This window comes from Flagellimonas marinaquae (genome assembly GCF_023716465.1).
GTDB lineage: Bacteria > Bacteroidota > Bacteroidia > Flavobacteriales > Flavobacteriaceae > Flagellimonas > Flagellimonas alginolytica.
On record NZ_CP092415.1, the window covers coordinates 3,260,982 to 3,282,992 of the forward strand.

Here is a 22,011-nt window from a genome sequence, read left to right on the forward strand (position 1 = left end):
TATTTTTATATCTTCCCAAACTATACAAATGTTGAAAAGGATTTAAAGAACACGACTATGAGTGATAAGGTTAAATTTGAACTGGAATTCGTTATCCAGGCCTCACCACAATTGCTTTACCAATATATTTCCACACCTTCAGGATTATCTGAATGGTACGCAGATAACGTTAATTCCAGAGGAGAGGTGTTTACCTTTATCTGGGATGGATCAGAGGAAAGAGCAAAAATGCTAAAACGTAAAAGCGAAGAGTTTGTAAAGTTGGCCTGGGAAGAAAATGATGACGATTCCTTTTTTGAAATGCGAATTATTGTAGACGAAATCACCAAGGATGTTTCCTTGTTTATAACAGATTTTGCAGACGAAGATGAAGTGGACGAGGCAAAAATGCTCTGGGAAAACCAAGTTTCCGACCTTAAGCAAGTACTGGGATCTACCTAGAACAATTCTTAAGTAAACCGTATATTTGGTCCCGAAAAAAATCGGGACTTTTTTATGGTCAATTCTAATGGAGAAATTTTAGCGGATGATGAGGCAATATTTACCTATAATAATAGGGGATTTAAGTACGGCGATGCCCTTTTTGAAACCATTCGTTATGTAAATGGGACACTCTTTTTTTGGGAAGACCATTATTTTAGACTGATGGCTTCCATGCGTATTCTTAGAATGGAAATTCCAATGGAATTTACTCTGGAGTATTTAGAAGAACAGATCAAGAAAACCATTACAGCAAATGGGTTGGAAAATGGCGCAGTTCGCATACGGTTATCCGTGTATAGAAACGAGGGGGGGCTGTACACACCAAGTACAAATAATGTATCCTACCTCATAGAAGTGAGTTCCATGAAATCTCCATTTTTCACGATTGACAATGGTACTTACGAGGTGGAGCTGTTCAAGGATTTTTATGTGAACAAGGACATGTTGTCCAACCTAAAGACCACCAATAAGTTATTACATGTTGTTGCAGGGGTCTATGCCCAAGAAAATGGATACGCCAACTGTTTGTTGGTGAATACGGATAAAAAAGTGGTCGAGGCCATTAATGGCAACCTGTTTTTGGTTCAGGGCAACGAGGTTAAAACCCCGCCTTTGAGCGATGGATGCCTGGACGGTATCATCAGAAAAAATTTGATGAAATTGATCGCTGCTTCTGAGGAGTTCGATCTTGTAGAAGCTTCCATTTCTCCATTTGAACTTCAAAAAGTGGACGAACTATTCATTACCAATTCAATTATAGGTATTCAGCCAATAAGTAAATACAGGAAAAAGGAGTACAATGGAACAGTTGCCAAAAGTTTGGTGGGCAAACTAAATGCAAAAGCTAGGATAGGCGTTTAATTCAGCGAAGGGTTCTCCGGCGAATTGGACCATAGAAGATAATCGCCGCCCAATTCGACCATTTTTTCTTTCCAAAACGCATTGGAGGATTTTTCCAAAATACTGCTTTCATATTCGTTGGGAAGCACTACCCACGATTTGGAGGACAGCTCTTGATCCAATTGACTTATTCCCCAACCGGAATACCCCAAAAAGAAACGGATATCCTGTTCGGTAATAATACCGTTGTTGATCAATTTAATGGTCTTTTCAAAATTACCGCCCCAAAAAATACCATCGGAAATCTCAACACTGTTTTCAATAAGTTCCGGTACTTTATGGATAAAGTAGAGATTGTCCTGTTCTACGGGGCCTCCATTAAAAACTTGGAACGGAATGGTAATATCGGAAACGAGGTCACAGATGGTATAATCCAAGGGTTTGTTCAATATAAAGCCTACAGAACCTTCATCATTGTGTTCCGCTATAAGCACCACCGATCGGTTAAAAGAAACATCCCCGGTCAGCGAAGGTTCAGCAACGAGCAAATTTCCTTTTTTTGGCTTTTGGGTTACCATCTTCAAGTGTTTCGTTTATTTAAATTTAACATAATATTTAACATATACAAAAAATGGGAATCATATAAACTAAAAAAGCACCCCGATCGGGGTGCTTTTGTATATTAAAAATACAATTGATTAGTTTACTGCACCGCTCAATTCAGCACCTGCTTTGAACTTTACAACGTTCTTAGCGGCAATCTTAATAGTAGCTCCAGTCTGTGGATTTCTACCTTCTCTAGCGCTTCTTTTAGAAACTGACCAAGAACCAAAACCTACCAAGGAAACTCTGTCTCCTTTTTTAAGCGTTCCTTCTACATTTCCCAAGAAAGACTCCAATGCTTTTTTAGCTGCTGCTTTAGTGATGCCAGCATCAGCTGCCATAGCATCGATTAATTCTGTTTTGTTCATAATGGAATTAAATTAATTGTTGTTAATATAATTTTAATGCTGAACAAATTTATATGGATTTGCGTCCCACGCAAGCAAAACCTAGGGAAATAGGGGTTTTTGTTGATAACTTGAAACGTTTGTTGATAAAGTCGGAAAAAAATGACAAATTTTCCTAGCCCAATCATAGCAAGGCCTTAGCGAAGATGAGCCTCTTTTTCCAGATTTAATCCGTTCAAAACCTCGTTGATATGCATTTTTCGCTTACCGGGCAACTGTAGCTCCAAAAGGTTGATATATCCATTTTTCACGGCCACCTTCATGGATTTTTTCTCCACAAATAATTCTCCAGTTCCATAATCGTGCTCAATCTCTTCCATTTCGGTCCTAAAGATTTTCATAGGCTCCTCTTTTTCCGCATTGACCAATTTGGTCCATGCACCGGGATAAGGACTTAGTCCACGTATATGATTATAAATATCTTCCATGGATGCTTCCCAATTTATCCGGCAGGTGTCCTTATGGATTTTCGGAGCTGGTTTTAATTCCGTGCTTTCGTCCTGTTTTTGTCGAATAACTGTTCCTGATTCTATTTGCTTACAGGTCTCTACCACTAGATCGGCGCCAATGGTCATTAATCTATCGTGCAAGGAGCCAGCGGTATCATCTTGTGTGATTTTTTCTGTTTTCTGTAGAATGATGCTCCCCGTATCTATTTTTTCATCAATAAAAAATGTGGTGACCCCTGTTTCGGTTTCACCATTGATTATGGCCCAATTAATTGGGGCGGCTCCCCGATATTGGGGCAGGAGAGACGCATGAAGGTTAAAGGTGCCGTATTCCGGCATTTGCCAAACAGCTTTGGGCAACATCCTAAAAGCCACGACCACTTGTAAGTTCGCTTCAAGGCTTTTGAGTTCTTCCAAAAAAGATTCATCCTTTAAATTGGTGGGCTGTAAAACTTTTATTTGTTGCTCGACCGCAAATTGCTTTACGGCCGATTGTTGAACCTTTCGTCCTCGACCTGCAGGTCTATCGGGAGCAGTAATTACACCGACAACATTTAAACCAGCCTCCAATATTTTTTTAAGGCTTTGCACGGCAAAATCCGGGGTGCCCATAAATACAATACGTAGGGGGCTATTTTTTGATGTACTCATTTTTATAGTTTATGGAGATCAGCTCATCTTCAAGCAGTCTTTCCAGTGTTGTTAAAAGTTCCTCCTCATTGGCGCCGGTTTCCTTTTCCAATTGTCGGGAAGTATGGGGCCGAATTTCTAATAGCTCCATGATCCTTTTCTCCAAATAATGCGAGGAGGGCATTACTTTCTCTTGTCTACAAATATCGCAAGTACCGCAGTTTTCGGAAACCTTTTCACCAAAATAATTCAGGAGATATACACTTCGGCATACCTTTATATTGGTAATGTACCCCAACATGGCCTCCATATTTTTTTGTTTAACTTGATTAAAATCCTTGATTTTCTTGGCAAACAAATTAATGGTGTGATCATCTTCACGGGGTACCAAAAAAGTAATTTCAAGGTCAGAGGTGTTGTTTTTATACTTCACAATCTGGTCGTCGGCAAGCTGTTGAAGTAACTGCTTCAACTGTCTCTCGCTTGTTCCGGTTTTTTGTGACAACAGATACAGATTGATTTTTGTTTCGTAATCCGTAATGCCCCCATACGTTCTTAGTATGGTCTGAATGATGGGGGCCGTTTTCCTGTTTTTGTCCAAATAATCAAATATTTGCGTTTTTGGCGCTACAAATTGTAATGTTGTTTTCTCCTTGAAGTTTTCGGAAAGCGTAAGAACCGAATTTTGATCTAATATTCGAATAGCATTAAAAGTCGTGTTCGGATTAAACCCGTAGCGTTTGCAAAATTCATTGAATGTAAAGGCCAAAGGTTCACTTATAAGTTCACCGTACGATATCTGGAAATAATTGTTGAGTTTGGAATACACCATTTTAACAAATGCCACATCGGGCAAATTGGCCAAAAATTGTTGTTGTGCCTTTTCGGCATCTTCGTTAGAGGAAACAATTATGGCCGTTGATGGTTTACCATCCCTTCCTGCGCGCCCCGCTTCTTGAAAATAGCTCTCCAAGCTATCGGGGATTTGATAATGGACCACTAGGCGAACATCCGGCTTGTCCACTCCCATTCCAAAGGCATTGGTAGCCACCATCGCCCGTACCTTACCGCTTAACCAAAGGTTAAGTTTTTCTTCTTTGTCGGATTTTGGAATGCCTCCATGAAAAAACGAGGCGGAGATACCGTTCCTTATCAAAAAATTGGCAAGAGAGATGGACATTTTTCTTGAGCGTACATAAACAATGGCACTGCCCGGCACCTTGTCCATGTATTTTTTAAGTTGGTAGAGCTTATCTTCGGAATGCTTTACCTTAAATACAATATTTGATCGCGAAAACGAATCCTTAAAGATCTGTACCTGCTCCAATTGTAAATTCTCGACAATATCGCCAACAACTTTTGGAGTCGCCGTTGCCGTAAGTGCGATCATTGGAGCGTTGGGCACCATTTCCTTTAAAATGGAGCAGCCCAAGTAAGAAGGTCTAAAGTCGTTACCCCATTGTGAGATACAGTGGGCCTCATCAATGGCGATAAGGTTAACATTCATCTGTTGGATACGTCCTTGAACCAAGGGTTGTTGCAATCGCTCTGGGGACAGATACAAAAATTTATAATTGCCATAAATGCAGTTATCGAGCAGATTGTTCAGTTCCTCTTTTGAAATCCCACCTGTTAACGCAATAGCTTTAATGTTTCTTTTTTTTAGCTGAGATACTTGATCTTGAATCAACGCGACCAATGGGGAAACAACAATACAAATACCCTCCATGGCAAGCGAGGGCACTTGGTAGCAAACCGACTTTCCGCCTCCGGTGGGCATTAAAGCCAGAACATCTTTGCCCGCTAGGACATTGCCAATAATGTTTTGTTGGGAGCCCCTAAAACCATCGTAGCCCCAAAAGTGTTTTAAAATACTTGTGGTGTCTTTGTGCACTATGGATTTTTAAGTGTTTCCAAAATAAATTCAATCCGATTTGGGACTGCATCTTTTGGCACTTCGATGGGGTCATAGCCAAATTGGGTATAGGTTTTCATCAAGGCAAGATGAATGCGTTCAGCCTCTTCAAAAGTCTCCAATCTTTCGTTGTCGGATACGTAAATTTCTTTCCATGGCGGAACAATAAAAACAGAATCGTATCTGTGGTCATCACAATGGGAGGTAAAAAACGTGTCGTATTCCTGTCCAAAAAAATCCATATAGGCCAATACATCGGGAATGCCACGGTCAAAAAAACTTATGGGAACATTGGTGGTCAAAGATTGTTTATAGTGCCTCGTTCTGCCTTCGAGCAGGTCTTTGTTGAACTGCATGGCATCGTCCACAAACACCAATGGGTTGGAGATATGTTCCTCACACTGTCCTTCCAGTTTAGCTTTGGAGGTCATGTCCCTGATAATTTCATGAAAGCAATGATACCCTTTGCTTTCCAATCCGTTAACAATGGATGTTTTTCCCGTTCCGGGAGCTCCTGTAATTACTACCTTGCTCTTTCCCAAAGACCTTGAATTAAAGGTGCAAAGTAATGAAATAGCCACAAGGAAAAAAAATTGAAGGCTAAGCCATATATTTGTAAAAAATTAGGCATGGACAAGAACGATACAGATGAATTTTATAATAGGTTAAGGGAAAAATTGCTCGAAAACACCGATTGGCCGTCCAATTATCTTTATAAATTTATAGTACCAACCGATGAGGCGCGCATACAGCAAGTGCATAAGATTTTTGATAACACCGGTGCAGTGATCGAGTCAAAAAAATCGAAAAAAGGAACGTACACCAGTATATCCATTATGGTACAAATGCAAGATCCCGATGCAGTGATAGAAAAATACAAGGAGGTTTCCATAGTAGAAGGCGTTATTTCCCTGTAAAACCTTTGTTTGCCATAATTTTAGTATTTTGCAGGCGTTATCGGATAGACTTTCCTAATTTAAACTTCTAAACACGTTAATTTGAACGAAGTATATAACCTAGAATACAATACAGAACGTCCAAAACTTTTTATTCCTGAGTATGGTCGTCATTTTCAAAAGATGGTAGACCATGCAGTTGCCATAGAAGACCGAGAAGAGCGTAATAAAGTGGCCAAATCCATAATTAGTGTTATGGGCAATCTACAGCCGCATTTAAGGGATGTTCCCGATTTTCAGCACAAATTGTGGGACCAGTTGTTTATTATGGCCGACTTTAAATTGGATGTGGATTCACCATTTCCCATTACTTCCAAGGAAATGTTGCAACAGCGACCCGAGCCATTGAATTACCCACAAAATCATCCCAAATACCGTTTTTATGGAAACAATATCAAAAGAATGATAGATGTGGCGGTTCAATGGGAAGAAGGGGACATGAGGTCGGGACTGGAATATGCCATTGCCAACCACATGAAAAAGTGCTACCTCGTTTGGAACAAGGATACCGTTGAAGATGGTGTGATTTTTAACCACCTCAAAGAACTGAGTGATGGAAAAATCGATTTGGCCAAAAAAGACGAGAGTCTAACGGAAAGTGGGCAGTTCCTTAAAAACAAACCGGCTAGATCCAACAGCAACCGCGGAAAAAAGAATCAAAGAGGAAGGAAAAAAAGATATTAAACTCCAAAGGAATTCATGGGTACATTTCGAATAGAGGGCGGACACCGGTTACATGGTGAGATCACCCCGCAAGGAGCAAAGAACGAAGCACTACAGATTCTTTGTGCTGTTTTGTTGTCAGAAGAAAAAATTACCATCAACAATATACCGGACATCGTCGATGTCAACAAACTAATTTCCTTACTCGAGGATTTAGGCGTGAAAATCCAGAAAAAAGGTAAGGGGTCCTACACATTTAAGGCAGACGATGTAAATCTGGATTACCTACAATCGGCAAAATTTAAGGAAGACGGTAGGGGTCTTAGAGGTTCCATAATGTTGGTGGGACCTTTGTTGTCCAGATTTGGAAAAGGATACATCCCCAAACCAGGCGGCGATAAAATAGGCAGGCGAAGATTGGATACCCATTTTGAAGGATTTATTAAACTGGGAGCCAATTTTAGGTATAACAAAGAAGAACACTTTTACGGTGTAGAAGCCGAGAAACTCACCGGAACCTACATGTTGTTGGATGAAGCATCCGTTACCGGTACAGCCAATATTGTGATGGCAGCTGTTTTGGCAGAGGGAACAACAACCATTTATAATGCAGCTTGTGAACCCTATCTGCAGCAATTGTGCAAAATGCTGAACCGTATGGGCGCAAAAATTTCAGGTATAGGCTCCAATCTATTGACTATCGATGGGGTGGACTCTTTGGGGGGTACGGAACATACCATGTTGCCCGATATGATAGAAATCGGTAGCTGGGTCGGATTGGCTGCAATGACCCAAAGCGAACTTACCATAAAGAATGTAAGTTGGAACGATTTGGGACAAATTCCGACCGTATTCAGAAAGTTGGGTATCACTTTAGAAAGAAAAGGGGACGATATCTTTATCCCGAAACACGAAGAAGGTTACGAAATACAGAACTTTATCGATGGATCTATACTGACCATTGCCGATGCCCCATGGCCTGGACTAACCCCGGATTTATTGAGTATAATTTTGGTTGTAGCCACTCAAGCAAGGGGAGAAGTGCTCATCCATCAAAAAATGTTCGAGAGCCGTTTGTTCTTTGTAGATAAGTTGATCGATATGGGGGCAAAGATAATTCTCTGCGATCCACACCGAGCCACGGTGATTGGACACGATTTTAAATCTACCTTAAAAGCCACTACCATGGTTTCTCCGGATATTCGTGCTGGAGTTTCCCTTTTGATCGCAGCATTGTCTGCCAAGGGAACTTCCACTATACATAATATTGAGCAAATTGATCGGGGTTACGAGAATATCGATGAACGTTTGCGTGCTATAGGGGCGAATATCGTAAGAGTGTGATCTAATCCTTGGGAATAAGTATAGTTACTTTTGTTCCTTCTTTGGAGCTTTGTATGCGCACTAATTCTTGATTTGAAAACTTTTTGAGGGCTTCGATACGCTTTGCGGTTATGGACATACCTCTGGATGGACGCTCATACGAACTTTCTTTTGGTTTTGAGGACATTCCCACGCCGTTATCTTCTATCGTGCAAACAATATTATCATCGCTCTCATGGAAAGATACTTTGAGTTCTTTGTTTCCTTTTTTAGGCATAAGGCCATGTATTATGGCGTTTTCAATATAAGGTTGAACCAATAACATGGGTATTTCAGCATTATGGATATCCAAGTTTTCATCAACCTTAAAATCATAGGTAAAAGAATTGTCAAAACGTAGGGCTTCCAATTCAATATAGATTTTTAACAATTCAATTTCGTCCTTTAGAGGTAAACTTATATTGATAGAGGTTTCCAGTACTTGCCGCAGCAATTTTGAGAATTTGGATAGATAGGTCAATGCTCCTTTTCGATCGTTTGAATTGATCAAGTGTTGAATGGAACTTAAAGAATTGAAGATAAAATGAGGATTCATTTGTGCTCGAAGCATCCTTTTTTCCAATTCAATGTTCATTTCTTGGATTATTTCTTTTTGTTCGTAAATCAGTATATTTTTCTCAACAAGCATTGCATTCGATTTTTGCTTGCTTCTATAGCGGAAATACAATAAACTGGCAGAAAACAACAATAAAAGAGCAATTATCGAAAGGTAGCCAATACGTTTCTGGTTTAAATCGATATAAGAGCCCATCAACTCGAGTTCTAATTTATTCTCTTTGATTTCCCGGTCTTTTAGGTAAACATCATGCTGTATCTGGAGGTTTTGAATCTCCTTGACCTTGGTTTCGTTCAAAAGGCTATCGCGGAAGGCAACGGACTGTTTTAGATGATAAATGGCATCTGGAAATTGTTTTGTGGAGGTATAAATTTCGTGCGCCAGGTCATGCGCCTCCATAAAATATTTGTAACCTCCGGTTTTATTGAGTGCCTCTAGGTTTTTTTTAGAATAATCAATTGCCTCTGGATATTTATTTTGTTGCAGCATTAATTCGGCAAGACCATAATAAGAAACCGCGATCTGTGTTTTGTTTGAGAGCTGTTTGCTCAATTCCAACGATTTTACAAAGTATTCTTCTGCAAGTTTTGATTGGTTTAGGTTTAAATAGCATTGTGCGATATTCGAGTATGTTGTACAGAGTTTTAGTTTTTCATTTTCGGATTCCTGATACTCCTTGCTCTTTAATAATTTCTCCAGCGCATCGGTATATTTGTTTTCGTTCATGTCCAACAAGGCCAGGTTGCTAACTACAATGTTTTCCAAAGACTCCCTGTTTGATCCACTATATATTTCCAATGCTCTTTCATATTGCTTTTTTGCATTTTCCGGTTCATCCATTAGGTCGTATAAAACACCCAAATTGGTATAGGCAGCGGTAATATCCAAGGATAGGTTTAGGGAATCAACAAGTTTAATGCATTTGAGATAGTAATCCTTACTCGTTGGATAATCACCAATTTGTTTATATATGATGCCAAAGGAATTGTAGCTTTTGTAGACGTGCTCATAATTTTTATGCTCTTTGGATAAGGCAAGGCATTGTTTAAATACTTCAAGGGATTCCGGATAACTACCGGTCATCCCGTGTATGATTCCCAAAGAGAAAAGAGACTCTATTTCCCCTTTTGGGTAGTTTATTTTCTTTGCCAACTCAATTCCAGATGTTACCATTTCCACAGCTTTTTCCTTGTCTTTGGAACGTAGTAGCCCGGCCAACCTTCTTTTTAAATTTACCTTGGTTGTGTCATCTGCTGTTTTTAGTAGGTTCTGTAAACTATCTATTTCTTTGCTTTGGGCAAAACAGATGTTTTGGGATAAAAGGAATAGGAGCAAAGTAAAAATTAAACAAAAGGATGACTTCATACAATGGTTGGTTTATCGAATAGATGAAGGTTGATTTCTATTCAAATGGTTCTGGCTGGTATTAATTTATGAAGTTTTCTCCTTATTGTGACCTGTTAGCGAGAATTTGGATTAAAAAAATTCTAGAAGTAGGAAAAAAATGATTATTTCTTTTCTAAATTCCCATCAGGATACAGAGCAAAACGCCCTCTATTTTTTTCGTGAACATGGTCTGGATAGGGCCATGGCCATCCCCCAAATTGAGTCAATCGGTACTCTTCCATTGCTTTTTGGATCTCAGCCTGGGTGTTCATTACAAAGGGTCCATATTTGGCAACCGGTTCACCAATGGGTTTTCCTTGCAATAGCATAAAATGTACAGTTTCCGAGCCAATTTTAATATTAACATCTCGGCTGGGGTCTAAAACAATGCCAAAGTTGGGATTTATTTTTTTATCCTCGATATGAATATGGTTGCCATCATAAAAATATAGCACCCGATTAACAGCGGTATTGGCTTTTGGCAACACATATTCGGACGCTGCACGGGCATGGATGTTCCAAATGGCAACTTCGTTTTTGGGGTCAGCCGCCCAAGAATCGGGAGCGGGATCGAGCGAGGCAACATTTTTATAGGCACCGGCAATTATCTTGATTTTTGCATTTTGCTCCTCTACAACTGGAATATCTTCATTCCAGAGCATTCTGAAGTGAGGGTCCACGAATTTTCCAGCTTTCGGTAAATTCAACCAAATCTGGAACAACTCTAAAGTATTTTCCTCATCATCTTTGAGCAAGGGAAACATTTCGGAGTGCTGTACACCGCGTCCGGCTGTCATCCATTGTACGTCGCCTTCGCCGAACCTTCCAGCTGCTCCCAACGAATCGGAATGATCACAAAACCCTTTGTTTACTATGGTTATCGTCTCAAAACCTCTATGTGGATGATAAGGAAACCCGGGAATGGTCTGTCCGTGGTACATTCGCCATTTGTGAGATGGGTCAAAATCGTTTCCTAAGTTTCTATCTTGAAGTAGTAAGCTGTCAGGACCCATTTCACCGTTACCTTTTGGGTAATTGTCCAAATGATACACACTGAACAAAAAGGGATCTAATGTTTGCCATGGTATACTTAATGGAAACGTTTGTTTTACCGATTTTTTCATGTTAAGTTTTGTTTTGGTAAAAAAGCCTGCTCAGAGCAGGCTTTTTTATCGTATTTCGTAGCAAGTTATTTTCCGGGAATAGGTGGTGGGCCATCGATCATGGCCTCGTATTTTACATCACCTTTTCTGGTAATATATTCATCTTTGACTTTTTCTACCAATTTGGGGTCATCGAACAGGTCGAACATGGTCATTCCCATGGCTTTTGAAGCATAGACCATGCCTTTATGTCCTATACTCATACCGCCACATGCCACAACGGCCCAGGAGTGCCATGGTGTTCCTTTGGGTGCAACGGTTACCCCAAGGTTAATGTTCGGAACGTTCCAACTTACATCTCCAACATCGGTGGAACCGCCGCCGGGCAAAGCCTCGGTTTCTTTTAACGGATGAATTTCGCCGTCCATGCCCACTTGTGGTTTCCCGGTCGCCTCTTGAATGGCTTTACCAAAGGCAGTCTCCTCCTCGGTATAGGTTATTGGTCCCAAAAGCTCTAGGTTATTTTGCATGATCTTTCCTCCTTCGCGGTTTACCAAAGTCTCGTAGATACCCGAAATCAAGGAGTATTTATATTCTACATTGGCCATAATGGCTGCACCTTCCGCCATGGCCTTTACTCGTTCAAAAGTTGGAAGCATAACTTCTCTTTTAGGATCGCGGACCCTAACCCATAAACGGGCATAATCGGGAACTACATTGACCACTTGGCCACCATCTTGAATATGATAGTGTATTCTTGATGTTGGTTTTATATGCTCTCTATAATAATTGATTCCCGTTGTATAGAGTTCAAGGGCATCTGCGGCACTTCTTCCGTTCCATGGATCGGATGATGCATGTGCTGCTTGACCATAAAACTCGATCATAAAGTCGATAAGGGAGAGCCCACTTTGCACATCGGCCTCTATTTGAGCGGAGGGGTGCCAACTTACATTGACATCTACATCGTCCCAGAGGCCTGCCTCGACCATCCAAACCTTACCAAAGAACTTTTCCTCGGCAGGTGTACCTAAAAATTTGACGGTCCCTTGTATTTTTCCAGCTTCGATCTGTTCTTTAATTGCCAATGCGGCACCCAAGCTGGCAGCACCGAACATATTGTGGCCGCAGCCATGACCAGGAGCGCCATCAACCCGAGGATCTTTGTTGGGGACCGTATTTTGGGATAATCCTGGGAGTGCATCAAACTCGCCCAACACACTGATTACGGGTTTTCCCGAACCAAAGGTTGCAACAAAGGCCGTTGGGATATCCGCAACACCACGAGTAACGGTCATTCCATTTTTTTCAGCATAATCCGCAAGTAATTTTGATGAAATCGACTCCTCAAAAGCGGTCTCGGCCAAGGCCCAGATAGAATCGCTGATTTGTATAAGGTTATCTTTATGTTTTTCTACGGCTTCGACCACGGCTTTTTTGTCCTTGGTCATCTTTTGGGCGGATAGGTTCAGGACGAACAGCCCAAAAAGAAATAAGGTTGTTAAATTTTTCATTGTAAAAGTTTTGAGTTAGCTATATATCGTAACGACATTGCTGCTGAGAGTGGTACAGCAAAGCGATATCGATAGCACTAAATTTAAAGAAAAAGCTTTAACTAACCGCTTCTTTATAGGTTTTTAGGCATCGTTCCCTTGCCATTTTGTGTTCCACGATAGGGTCTGGATAGCTTAATTCCTGAAGATCTTTGACCCATTTGTTGATGTATTTCTTATCCTTATCAAATTTTTTGATCTGGGTGGTGGGGTTGAATATCCGAAAATATGGAGCGGCATCCACACCACTGCCAGCGGCCCATTGCCAATTCCCCACATTGCTGGCCATTTCGTAATCCAAGAGTTTTTCTGCAAAATAGGCTTCGCCCCAACGCCAATCTATCAATAAATGTTTACAAAGAAAGCTGGCTACCAGCATTCTCACACGGTTGTGCATGTAACCGGTTTCGTTGAGTTCTCGCATGCCGGCATCCACCAATGGATACCCTGTTTTTCCCGTTTTCCATTTTTCGAATTCATCTTCATTGTTGCGCCATTCTATTCGATCATATTTGGCCCGGAAGGCTTGATTGACCGTTTTTGGGAAATGCCATAATATCTGCATAAAGAACTCTCTCCAGATCAGTTCGTTCCAAAAAGTTTCGTTTTTTTCTCCAATGGCTTTTTTTATCATTTTTCGTATGGAAACCGTTCCAAATCGCAAATGGGGACCCAATCGCGATGTTCCTGTTTCCTTGTCGGGGTAGTCACGGGTATCTTCATACTTTTGAATAAGATTTGGTGTAACCGTAAAATCCGGTACTTTAATGGAAGATGCTTCAAAACCTATATCTTCCAAGGTGAGTTGAGGCAAGGACTTGTTCTTAATCGTATTCTTGTCAAGATTGGGAAAAGTATCATATTCCACCAGATGGATGGAAGGATTAAAAGTTTCTTTCCATTTACGCATAAACGGGGTGTACACCACATAAGGTTCGCCATCGTCCTTGACAACTTCGCTTTTTTCAAAGATCACTTGGTCCTTAAAGGTGTTGAAATCAATATTGTTTTCCTCTAAATACGATTTTATTTTAGCATCTCTTTCTTTGGCGTATGGTTCGTAATCGTGATTGGTATAAACAGCCTCAATGGTATAATCTTCAATTAGTTGTTGAATAACCTTTTTTGGGGTGCCGTAAAACTGGGCCAAGCCACTATCGAAATTTGTAGAAAGTTGATTGTTCAGTTTTTGGACCTGTTCATGGATAAACGTGACCCTGGCATCATTTTTTGGCAGATTTTCCAGTATTTCGGTATCAAAAATGAATATCGGTAAAACTGGCGTGCCATTTTGAAGGGCATGGTACAAGGCAACGTTGTCATCCAACCGTAAATCTCGCCTAAACCAAAATATATTGACTTTGTCCTTCATCAATTTATATTTAAACTGGACATTCCGCCGTCAACACCAATTACCTGACCGGTAATCCAAGAACTATCGTCTTGCAATAAGAAAACACCCATTTTGGCTATATCGGTTGCAGTTCCGACCCTTTTGAGAGGGTGCCGCTGATCCATCATAGCTTTCTTTTTTTCGTTGCTGAGCAATCTTTCGGATAGGGGAGTGTCCACTAAGGATGGAGCAATAACATTGACCCGTAATTTTGGGGCGTACTCGGCCGCCAAAGCACGAGAAAATCCTTCTATAGCACCTTTGGCCGCTGCTACACTAGTATGAAAAGGCATTCCTGTTCCGACAGCTACGGTACTAAAAAACACCATACTGCCACCTTCGTTCATACGTTCGATAATGGATTTTACGGTCTTGGCCAATGCGATAAAATTGATTTCCAGATCATTTTGAATTGTTTCGATTCCCAATGATTTGAAAGGTTTTAGATTGATGCTCCCGGGGCAATACACAAAGCCGTCCAGTTTTTCGGGGATGTTTTTGTGCGTTATATCTTCGGTTAAGGCATCAAAAGGAATATGGGTTACGTCCAAATTGCGCAATTCATCGTTACTCCTGCTTGCAACATAAACAGAGTGTTCCTTGGAAAGATGTTTGGCCATTTCCAAGCCTATACCATAAGAACCTCCAATTAATAATATGTGTTTCATTTTATACTTTTCTAAGGTTGAGATAATTGGTTTTACCTTTTACTTCTCCGAACATTTCCGCCAGCTTTTTTTCGCGGAACCTGAATATTTTTTGCAACTGTTTTTTTACCAAAATAGGATGCATTATTTGCCCAAGAAACCCAAAAGGTAATTTATAATCAATAATATCTTCCATTTCCACACCATCCGGAACTTCTTTAATAAAGTGCTTGTGGTGCCATAAAGAGTAGGGGCCAAACCGTTGTTCATCCACAAAATAGGATCCTTTTTGCACATGGGTGATTTCTGTTACCCATTTTGTTGAGACAAGCGGGAATGGTTTAACTATATATTGGATTATTTGCCCCTGGAACATGGGCCTATCTGCACCGGACAAGATATGAAACCCCATGTGTGGGGGTGTTATCACAGCAAGGTTTTTTGGATCGGATAAAAAATCCCAGGCCTCCTTTTTACTGATAGGCAAAAATTGCCTCGATTTTAATTGATAAAGCTGCATTCGAATAGTTTGTACAAAGATAATCGTAAAATGTTTAATTTATTTGTTATAAAGTTAAACAAAAATTAAATTCTACGGTTTTTATTGATATTTTTGATTTATACTTTAATTAACAAATTGAGCTCTGCTTTATCTTAATTTTGTTTTGCTAAACATTTAATACACTTAATTATGAAAAAATTTGCACTCTTATTATTTACTGTATCCATGTGTTTTTCTTTGGAAGCGCAAATACAGACTCCTGCACCCAGTCCATTTTCCAAATTGGAACAAAAAGTGGGATTGACCGATGTTACTGTTGAATATTCTAGACCTGCAATGAGAGGGAGAAAAATATTCGGGGATTTGGTTCCTTTCGATGCTATTTGGAGAACTGGTGCCAACCAAAATACCAAAGTAACCTTCTCTGATGATGTTGTGGTAAAGGGCAAGGAGTTGAAAGCCGGTTCTTATGCCATTTACACTAGACCCAATGAAGCGGTTTGGGAAGTATTTTTCTATTCCGATACAGAGAATTGGGGAACTCCACAGGAGTGGGATGCATCTAAAGTTGCGGCTACTGTAAAAGTGGAGACAATGGATATACCCGTGCCGATAGAATCATTTACCATTACCATAGATGATCTTCATAACAATGGAGGTGTGTTGGGCATTATGTGGGAGAACACTTATGTCGGCGTAGAATTTACCGTTCCAACTGTGAAAAAAGCCACTAAAAGTATAGAGGAGACCATGGCCAATACAGCAGATTTAAAAGCCGGCGACTATTATGCCGCAGGTTCTTATTATTTTGCCGAGGGCATGAATATGGAGCAAGCCAAGGAATGGGTAAACAAAGCAGTAGAAATGGATGGAGGTAAAGCATATTGGATGATGCGGACACAATCTTTGATCTATGCCAAACTTGGAGATAAAAAAGCTGCTATCGAAGCAGCAAAAAAATCATTGGCGGCCGCTCAAGCTGAGGGTAATCAGGATTATGTTAAAATGAACAAGGATTCCTTGAAAGAATGGGCCCAGATGTAAACAAGCCCCAATTTTAATATATTGAAGAGACCCACTTTAAAAGTGGGTTTTTTTATTCATCAATTGCGGTGGAATTGCCCAGAAAATTATCGAATATTTGAGTAATAAAGGCCAATAGGATAACCAACAAGCATCCGAAAGCATTCAACCATAAATAGGACATCCAATCAAAATACCAACCTATAATTACGATCACTTGGGTAACAATGGCAGCAACAAAAACGGCATTTCCTTTCACATATTTAAAGAAAAAGGCCAAAAGGAAAATACCCAGGACATTACCGTAAAAAATAGAACCAATAATGTTTACGAGCTGGATCAGGTTATCAAAAAGGTTGGCCACATTGGCAATAATAATTGCAATTATTCCCCAAACAAGAGTGAAAACCTTGGTCGCTTTAACATAGTGTTCCTGAGATTCTTCTTTTTTTATACTTCTTTTATAAAGGTCCAACGCTGTAATGGTACCCAGAGCATTCAATTCGGATGCCGTGGAGGACATTGCTGCGGACAGAATTACGGCCAATAACAGCCCAATAAGACCCATGGGCAGGTTATTCAAGATAAAATGGATGAACACATAATCCTTATCATTCGTCTCTACAGTATCATCAGCTTTTGAAATTAATGTTTTTGCCGTGGCCCGATTTGCTTTTTCCTTTTCATTGATCTTTACGATATCCTGCTTTGCTTGTTCTATCGCATTGTACTCTTTGAGCTCCAGTGCCGCTGAAAACGAATGCTGTGCCATCCGTTTTTCTTTTTCCAGTTCCTTGTGGTCGTTCTCCAGTGCTTGGTAGTCGTTGGCGTAATCGGATTGCAATACCGCCTCGGTGGCTGCGGGATTAAAATTAAGGGGAGAGGAATTATATTGATAAAAAACAAAAACCATGGTCCCGACCAAAAGGATGAAAAATTGCATCGGGATTTTAAAAACGCCGTTAAAAATAAGGCCTAACTGACTTTCGCGAACAGATCTGCCCGATAGATAACGTTGTACTTGGCTTTGGTCGGTCCCGAAATAGGCCAGAGCTAAAAAGAACCCGCCAGTGATACCGCTCCAAAATGTATAGCGATTATTGGTATCGAAAGAAAAATCGAGAATATTGAGTTTATTGTTGGCCCCGGCAATTTTTAATGCCTTTCCAAAGGAAAGGTCGGTCGGTAAAGCCCCCATAATAAAGAAAAAGGCAAAGAACATACCCAACATAATAATGAACATCTGCTGTTTTTGGGTTACGCTTACCGCTTTGGTCCCTCCAGAAACTGTGTAGATGATTACCAATATTCCTATAATAACGTTGAGCGTTCGTAAGTCCCACCCCAAAACTGCTGAAAGAATTATGGAAGGGGCAAAAATCGTAATTCCGGCGGCAAGTCCTCGCTGAATTAAGAATAATAATGCCGTAAGTGTCCTGGTTTTAAGGTCAAAACGACCTTCTAACATTTCGTATGCGGTATAGACCTTTAGTTTTTTATAGATGGGAATAAATACCAAGCAAATAAAAATCATGGCCAGGGGCAATCCAAAATAGAATTGAACAAAGCCCATACCATCGTTAAAAGCCTGTCCCGGTGTGGATAAAAAGGTAATGGCACTGGCTTGAGTGGCCATCACGGACAAACCGATGGTCCACCATTTAATATTGTCTCCCCCGCGGACATAGTCGTCCACATTGCTATTGCCCCGTGTTTTCCAAACACCGTATGCAACAATGAAAAGCAAGGTACTACCAAGAATTATCCAATCAAGTAATGCCATTCAGGATGTTAATTATTTAGTATCATAATGAGGTAAAAAACCAAGATATAAATGGCATTTAAGAGGATTACAATGCTGTATTCCCTTTTCCATTCGTATTTGGTGTTCATGTTATCCTTTGACATTACTGTCCTTTTTTACTTCATTTTTGCCGATCGAAAGCATGTTGGCAAACAGTTTATATGCTCCGGAAACTCCCACGGGCAATTCCCTGAAGAAGCTAAGTCCTGTGTAAATATAGTGACCTTCTCCGTAAGGTGCCACAATTAAGCTTCCTTGTTTTTCGGTTTCACCTTCATCTTTCATGGATAGAATAGGGGTGAACTCGGCACTCCATTTGCTTGGAAAATATAGACCGCGCTCTTGTACCCATCCTTCAAAATCTTTCGTGGTAATCGCATTGGGAAAATTAACAAGGGAATTTTTTGGGGCCAGTATTTTGACCTCGGCATTCTCGTCGGTAACCCTATCCCGTGAAAGTGTAATATCGTAGGGCGCAATATTTTCAAATTGATTGGACCATCTGCCAGCGGTATTGTATTGCACGATCATGGTTCCGCCTCTTTCCACATAATCGAACAACACCGGCTGTTTAAACTTAAGTGCGCCGATTACATTGTATGCTCGAATGCCTACAACTACGGCATCATACTTGTCCAAATCTCCATTTTGTATTTCATTGGGGTCTACAATATGTACTTGGTACCCGATCTGTTCCAAACTTTCAGGGACCTTATCACCAGCTCCCATAATGTAGGCAATGTGTTCACCAGCTTTTTTTATGTTCATTCGCACTACTTTGGCCGCCGATCGCAAAAGAACCGATTGTTTTGGAATATGATCGTAAGCGATTTCCACCAATTCCTTGTCAAAAACTTGATCGCCAACGGTAATTTTTGGTTCAATATAACCTTCACTCTCAGAATTTGGGGGAGTAACCTTAAAGGTTAACGGAATTTCTTCACCTCTTTGTTCGATCGTAAATGGTATGGATTTTGGGGAGACCGACCAGCCCGTTGGATGATCTAATGAAATGGTTCCAGAGACATTATTTTTTCCAGCTCTGACCTTTACCTGTACTTCTTTGGTGTCCGAATTTGCAAAAATCAAAACTTTTTCATCGATCTTGGAGGTTACTTCGGGAAGAATGGCAAAAGGCTCGTACAATTCTCCCTTGTCCGGTCTGGAATAGCGGTGTACTATATCTTTTTCGAATATAATTTCACTTCCATCGAACAACAAGCTAAATCTAGCTTTAAAGGCATTGGGCGTTTCCGGTTTTCCTATCAATTGTTGATTGTTAACCACGTACATGCCAAGCGACCCCTGCTCGTTCAACCAGTACGGACTGGTATACATCATGGAACTGAGGACAGAAAAGTCAATTGAAAAATTTTCCTTTTGATTGTTGGTTAAAACCTTGTTTGGAGCGATCTTGGCGTTTGCACCGACCAACTGGATTTCTTTTAAAGTAATGTTGGCGGACGATCTATTTATGGCTTCCAAATTGATGGTCGCCTGACTTCCAGGGGTGGCTGAAGCATTTTCGGAACTGGCTTCCAGATATAGCCCAGTAGCGGCCAAGATAATATGCTTTAATTCTTTTGATTTTATACTCTTCCAATGCTCATCTTCAATATTTTGAAGCATTTGATAGGCTCTAATGAGTTCGGGTATGTGTTTGGCCGGGTTTTGAAAATCGAAATTTTCTTCGACTTTTTCCAAAATCCGTCCAATGGCTTCACCACCTTTTACACGGGACCAGGTTGTATTGACCCCTTCAAAAAGATCGTTGCCGGTAGCTGCCGGTCCTTTAAGCAATTCCAAATACTCCTCGGACGAACCACGAACCGTTAACGTTCCAAAACCTTGGCATAAGTGTTGGCTTCTGGACATTGCCGAAATTTCATTGTTGGATAGGCCAAGCTCCGGATAATATACGCCAACATCCATTTTAATCATATTGGATTTATCCGCTTTGGCAAACTTTTCCCTACTTCCATATTGCCACCAAGATGTATTATAAAAAATACGTTTGGGTTGCCAAGTATCGGAGTGGTTCAGTTGTTCCGGGTAAGCTTGTGGATTGTTGGCCAGATCAAAAGCTTCCATGCTCAACATTGCGGAGGCCGTGTGGTGGCCATGCGTAGTTCCCGGTGTTCTGTGGTCAAAACGATTTATGATCACGTCCGGTTTAATATTTCGGATTGCCCAAACTACATCGGCCAACACTTTATCGTTGTCCCAAATCTCCAATGTTTCTTTGGGCAGTTTGGAGAATCCAAAATCGTTTGCCCGTGTAAATAGTTGTTCTCCACCATCCACATTTCTTGCCGCCAAAAGTTCCTGGGTACGCAGAACGCCCAATAATTCTCTGAGTTCTGAACCAATCAGGTTTTGTCCACCATCACCACGGGTTAAGGATAGGTATACTGTTTTTGCTTTTTTGTGATTGGATAGGTACGAAATTAAGCTGGTGTTCTCGTCATCAGGGTGGGCCGCAACATAAAGTGCGGTTCCCAAAAAATTCAATTTCTGAACTTCGTGAAACAGTTCGGCAGAGGTAAGTTTTTCTGGTTTTTGCGCAAATCCACTGGTAAACAATACTATTGTTGCTGAAAAAAATATCCAGAAATGTTTCATGATCGTTGGTTTAGCAAGTTGTTCAAATATAGGTAGTTTGTGTACAGACATTCGTTTCTTTACAAGACTTTTAACATAGAAAATGTTCAATGCTATAAACCTAAACTGTCCCTTAAAATTAGATCATTATTGCTATTTTGACCCCAATATGCGGTTTTCAATGTTTTTATTTTTGTGGCAGAAGTGGTCATTACTTTTGCATTTGGACCAAAACCACTTTTAAATTCTTCCGTCCAACTTTCTATGGCATAAGGAAAATCTGAAGTAAAATCAATCTTTAAAGTACGTTCCAATTCAGGGTAATGAATGGTGTAGGTAGAAGTTTCGTGGTTTGATGATATGTTGGCCATGGCACTGTATGCCTTAACCTTTTTATGGACCAATCGTAAATATTCCAGCGAAGGTACCATGGATATATCGCCCAAGGGAAGATTATTGGGGTTTATGCGGATTTTGATCCAGATTTCGTTTTCCAAGTTGGCTTTTTCCATTGAAAATGCTTGGTCCGCCTCACTCTCAAAATAAGAATGTGAAGTAAACTCAAATTGATCTCTATTGTTCAATTGAGCGTATACGTGACCGCACCATTCCTGGACCGACAAACTCGTCTTTAATGCATGTAGATTGTCATGGACAGGGTAAAACGTACTGTTCATAATGGAGTATGGATAAATACCGGTTAAAAACTTTTTGGTCGCATTGAGTTTAAGAACTGAAATATTATCGGCACTGGCACGGTCTGCTTTTACTTGTTTATTGGGCAAAAAGGGTTCGGTAACGTAGATCATCGCGGCTGTTCCATCTCGTAGCTCTCCATATCGCGCCTGTTCCAACCGGTAGGAAGTGATTTCGGCATTTCCTGCATACCAATACTTTTTAAAATCTTCGGTGAGCGGATTTCTGGGCAGGGGCTTTTCCATTTCGAGCTCTGGTTTTTGCAAAGTCTCCTCGGCAACACTATTTTTTTCTTGACAACTGACAAATAATGCGATTGCAATAATCAAGCGGGCAATTTTTGGTATTATATGAGAAAATTTCATGGATGCTTTTTTCAAATTTAAGGTTAAAGTCGGTTTATATCAATATACTTAAC

Annotated in this window: 20 protein-coding genes; 6 read left to right on the forward strand and 14 right to left on the reverse strand. The window is 40.4% G+C overall.

The window, feature by feature from the left end; genetic code table 11:
- Positions 1-57: 57 nt before the first annotated feature.
- Together MJO53_RS14410 and MJO53_RS14415 are read left to right on the forward strand one after the other, a co-directional pair.
- A complete protein-coding gene (locus MJO53_RS14410; RefSeq protein WP_224837234.1) occupies positions 58-441 on the forward strand; it encodes an START-like domain-containing protein in 384 nt (127 codons plus the stop codon).
- Positions 442-495: 54 nt separating this feature from the next.
- Positions 496-1,344, forward strand: coding sequence for an aminotransferase class IV (locus tag MJO53_RS14415; protein WP_252079610.1), 849 nt, complete (start codon positions 496-498; stop codon positions 1,342-1,344).
- Here the strand turns inward: MJO53_RS14415 and MJO53_RS14420 are convergent.
- From MJO53_RS14420 to MJO53_RS14440, 5 genes are all read right to left on the reverse strand, one after another.
- Positions 1,341-1,901, reverse strand: a complete 561-nt coding sequence (locus MJO53_RS14420) for a YqgE/AlgH family protein (protein WP_224837236.1) — start codon at positions 1,899-1,901, stop codon at positions 1,341-1,343. The two genes, MJO53_RS14415 and MJO53_RS14420, sit on opposite strands and share 4 nt — an antisense overlap.
- Before the next feature lie 120 nt (positions 1,902-2,021).
- On the reverse strand, positions 2,022-2,294 hold the full coding sequence (locus tag MJO53_RS14425; RefSeq protein WP_014034238.1) for an HU family DNA-binding protein: 273 nt from the start codon (positions 2,292-2,294) through the stop codon (positions 2,022-2,024).
- Between the two features lie 176 nt (positions 2,295-2,470).
- Positions 2,471-3,433: a methionyl-tRNA formyltransferase gene (fmt, locus tag MJO53_RS14430; protein ID WP_252079611.1), complete on the reverse strand. Its 963-nt coding sequence runs from the start codon at positions 3,431-3,433 to the stop codon at positions 2,471-2,473.
- Positions 3,414-5,306 (reverse strand): RecQ family ATP-dependent DNA helicase, encoded by a 1,893-nt coding sequence (locus MJO53_RS14435; RefSeq protein ID WP_252079612.1) that lies wholly within the window; start codon positions 5,304-5,306, stop codon positions 3,414-3,416. Before MJO53_RS14435 ends, fmt begins: the two co-directional genes overlap by 20 nt.
- On the reverse strand, positions 5,306-5,869 hold the full coding sequence (locus MJO53_RS14440; RefSeq protein WP_252079613.1) for an AAA family ATPase: 564 nt from the start codon (positions 5,867-5,869) through the stop codon (positions 5,306-5,308). Before MJO53_RS14440 ends, MJO53_RS14435 begins: the two co-directional genes overlap by 1 nt.
- 87 nt (positions 5,870-5,956) lie before the next feature.
- Here MJO53_RS14440 and MJO53_RS14445 point away from each other — a divergent pair, with 87 nt between their 5' ends.
- The 3 genes from MJO53_RS14445 (at position 5,957) to murA (ending at position 8,290) form a co-directional block, all read left to right on the forward strand.
- Complete coding sequence (locus MJO53_RS14445) at positions 5,957-6,244, forward strand: DUF493 family protein (protein WP_224837240.1); 288 nt, start codon at positions 5,957-5,959, stop codon at positions 6,242-6,244.
- A gap of 81 nt (positions 6,245-6,325) precedes the next feature.
- Positions 6,326-6,967 carry a DUF4290 domain-containing protein gene (locus MJO53_RS14450; RefSeq protein WP_252079614.1) on the forward strand — a complete coding sequence of 214 codons (642 nt, stop codon included), beginning with the start codon at positions 6,326-6,328 and terminating at the stop codon, positions 6,965-6,967.
- A 15-nt stretch (positions 6,968-6,982) separates the two neighbouring features.
- Positions 6,983-8,290 (forward strand): UDP-N-acetylglucosamine 1-carboxyvinyltransferase, encoded by a 1,308-nt coding sequence (gene murA, locus MJO53_RS14455; RefSeq protein WP_224837242.1) that lies wholly within the window; start codon positions 6,983-6,985, stop codon positions 8,288-8,290.
- A gap of 1 nt (position 8,291) precedes the next feature.
- Here murA and MJO53_RS14460 read toward each other — a convergent pair whose 3' ends face one another.
- The 6 genes from MJO53_RS14460 to MJO53_RS14485 all read right to left on the reverse strand — a co-directional run bounded on the left by MJO53_RS14460 (position 8,292) and on the right by MJO53_RS14485 (position 15,487).
- Complete coding sequence (locus MJO53_RS14460; RefSeq protein WP_252079615.1) at positions 8,292-10,250, reverse strand: tetratricopeptide repeat-containing sensor histidine kinase; 1,959 nt, start codon at positions 10,248-10,250, stop codon at positions 8,292-8,294.
- 143 nt (positions 10,251-10,393) lie between these two features.
- The gene (locus MJO53_RS14465; RefSeq protein WP_252079616.1) at positions 10,394-11,395 is read right to left on the reverse strand and encodes a pirin family protein; all 1,002 of its coding nucleotides are present in this window, start codon (positions 11,393-11,395) and stop codon (positions 10,394-10,396) included.
- A gap of 65 nt (positions 11,396-11,460) precedes the next feature.
- Positions 11,461-12,888 carry an amidohydrolase gene (locus tag MJO53_RS14470; RefSeq protein WP_224837245.1) on the reverse strand — a complete coding sequence of 476 codons (1,428 nt, stop codon included), beginning with the start codon at positions 12,886-12,888 and terminating at the stop codon, positions 11,461-11,463.
- A gap of 97 nt (positions 12,889-12,985) precedes the next feature.
- Entirely contained in the window at positions 12,986-14,299 is a 1,314-nt protein-coding gene (locus MJO53_RS14475) for a cryptochrome/photolyase family protein (RefSeq protein WP_252079617.1), read from the reverse strand.
- On the reverse strand, positions 14,299-14,988 hold the full coding sequence (locus tag MJO53_RS14480; protein WP_252079618.1) for an SDR family NAD(P)-dependent oxidoreductase: 690 nt from the start codon (positions 14,986-14,988) through the stop codon (positions 14,299-14,301). Before MJO53_RS14480 ends, MJO53_RS14475 begins: the two co-directional genes overlap by 1 nt.
- 1 nt (position 14,989) lies before the next feature.
- Positions 14,990-15,487, reverse strand: a complete 498-nt coding sequence (locus MJO53_RS14485; RefSeq protein WP_252079619.1) for an SRPBCC family protein — start codon at positions 15,485-15,487, stop codon at positions 14,990-14,992.
- Between the two features lie 171 nt (positions 15,488-15,658).
- Between MJO53_RS14485 and MJO53_RS14490 the strand changes: the two genes are divergently transcribed.
- On the forward strand, positions 15,659-16,513 hold the full coding sequence (locus MJO53_RS14490) for a DUF2911 domain-containing protein (protein WP_252079620.1): 855 nt from the start codon (positions 15,659-15,661) through the stop codon (positions 16,511-16,513).
- 52 nt (positions 16,514-16,565) lie between these two features.
- Here the strand turns inward: MJO53_RS14490 and MJO53_RS14495 are convergent, their stop codons facing one another.
- The 3 genes from MJO53_RS14495 to MJO53_RS14505 all read right to left on the reverse strand — a co-directional run bounded on the left by MJO53_RS14495 (position 16,566) and on the right by MJO53_RS14505 (position 21,958).
- A complete protein-coding gene (locus MJO53_RS14495; RefSeq protein ID WP_252079621.1) occupies positions 16,566-18,275 on the reverse strand; it encodes a sodium:solute symporter in 1,710 nt (569 codons plus the stop codon).
- A 111-nt stretch (positions 18,276-18,386) separates the two neighbouring features.
- Positions 18,387-20,918: a PIG-L family deacetylase gene (locus MJO53_RS14500; RefSeq protein WP_252079622.1), complete on the reverse strand. Its 2,532-nt coding sequence runs from the start codon at positions 20,916-20,918 to the stop codon at positions 18,387-18,389.
- 92 nt (positions 20,919-21,010) lie between these two features.
- Positions 21,011-21,958, reverse strand: a complete 948-nt coding sequence (locus tag MJO53_RS14505) for a septum formation inhibitor Maf (RefSeq protein ID WP_252079623.1) — start codon at positions 21,956-21,958, stop codon at positions 21,011-21,013.
- Positions 21,959-22,011 lie beyond the last annotated feature (53 nt).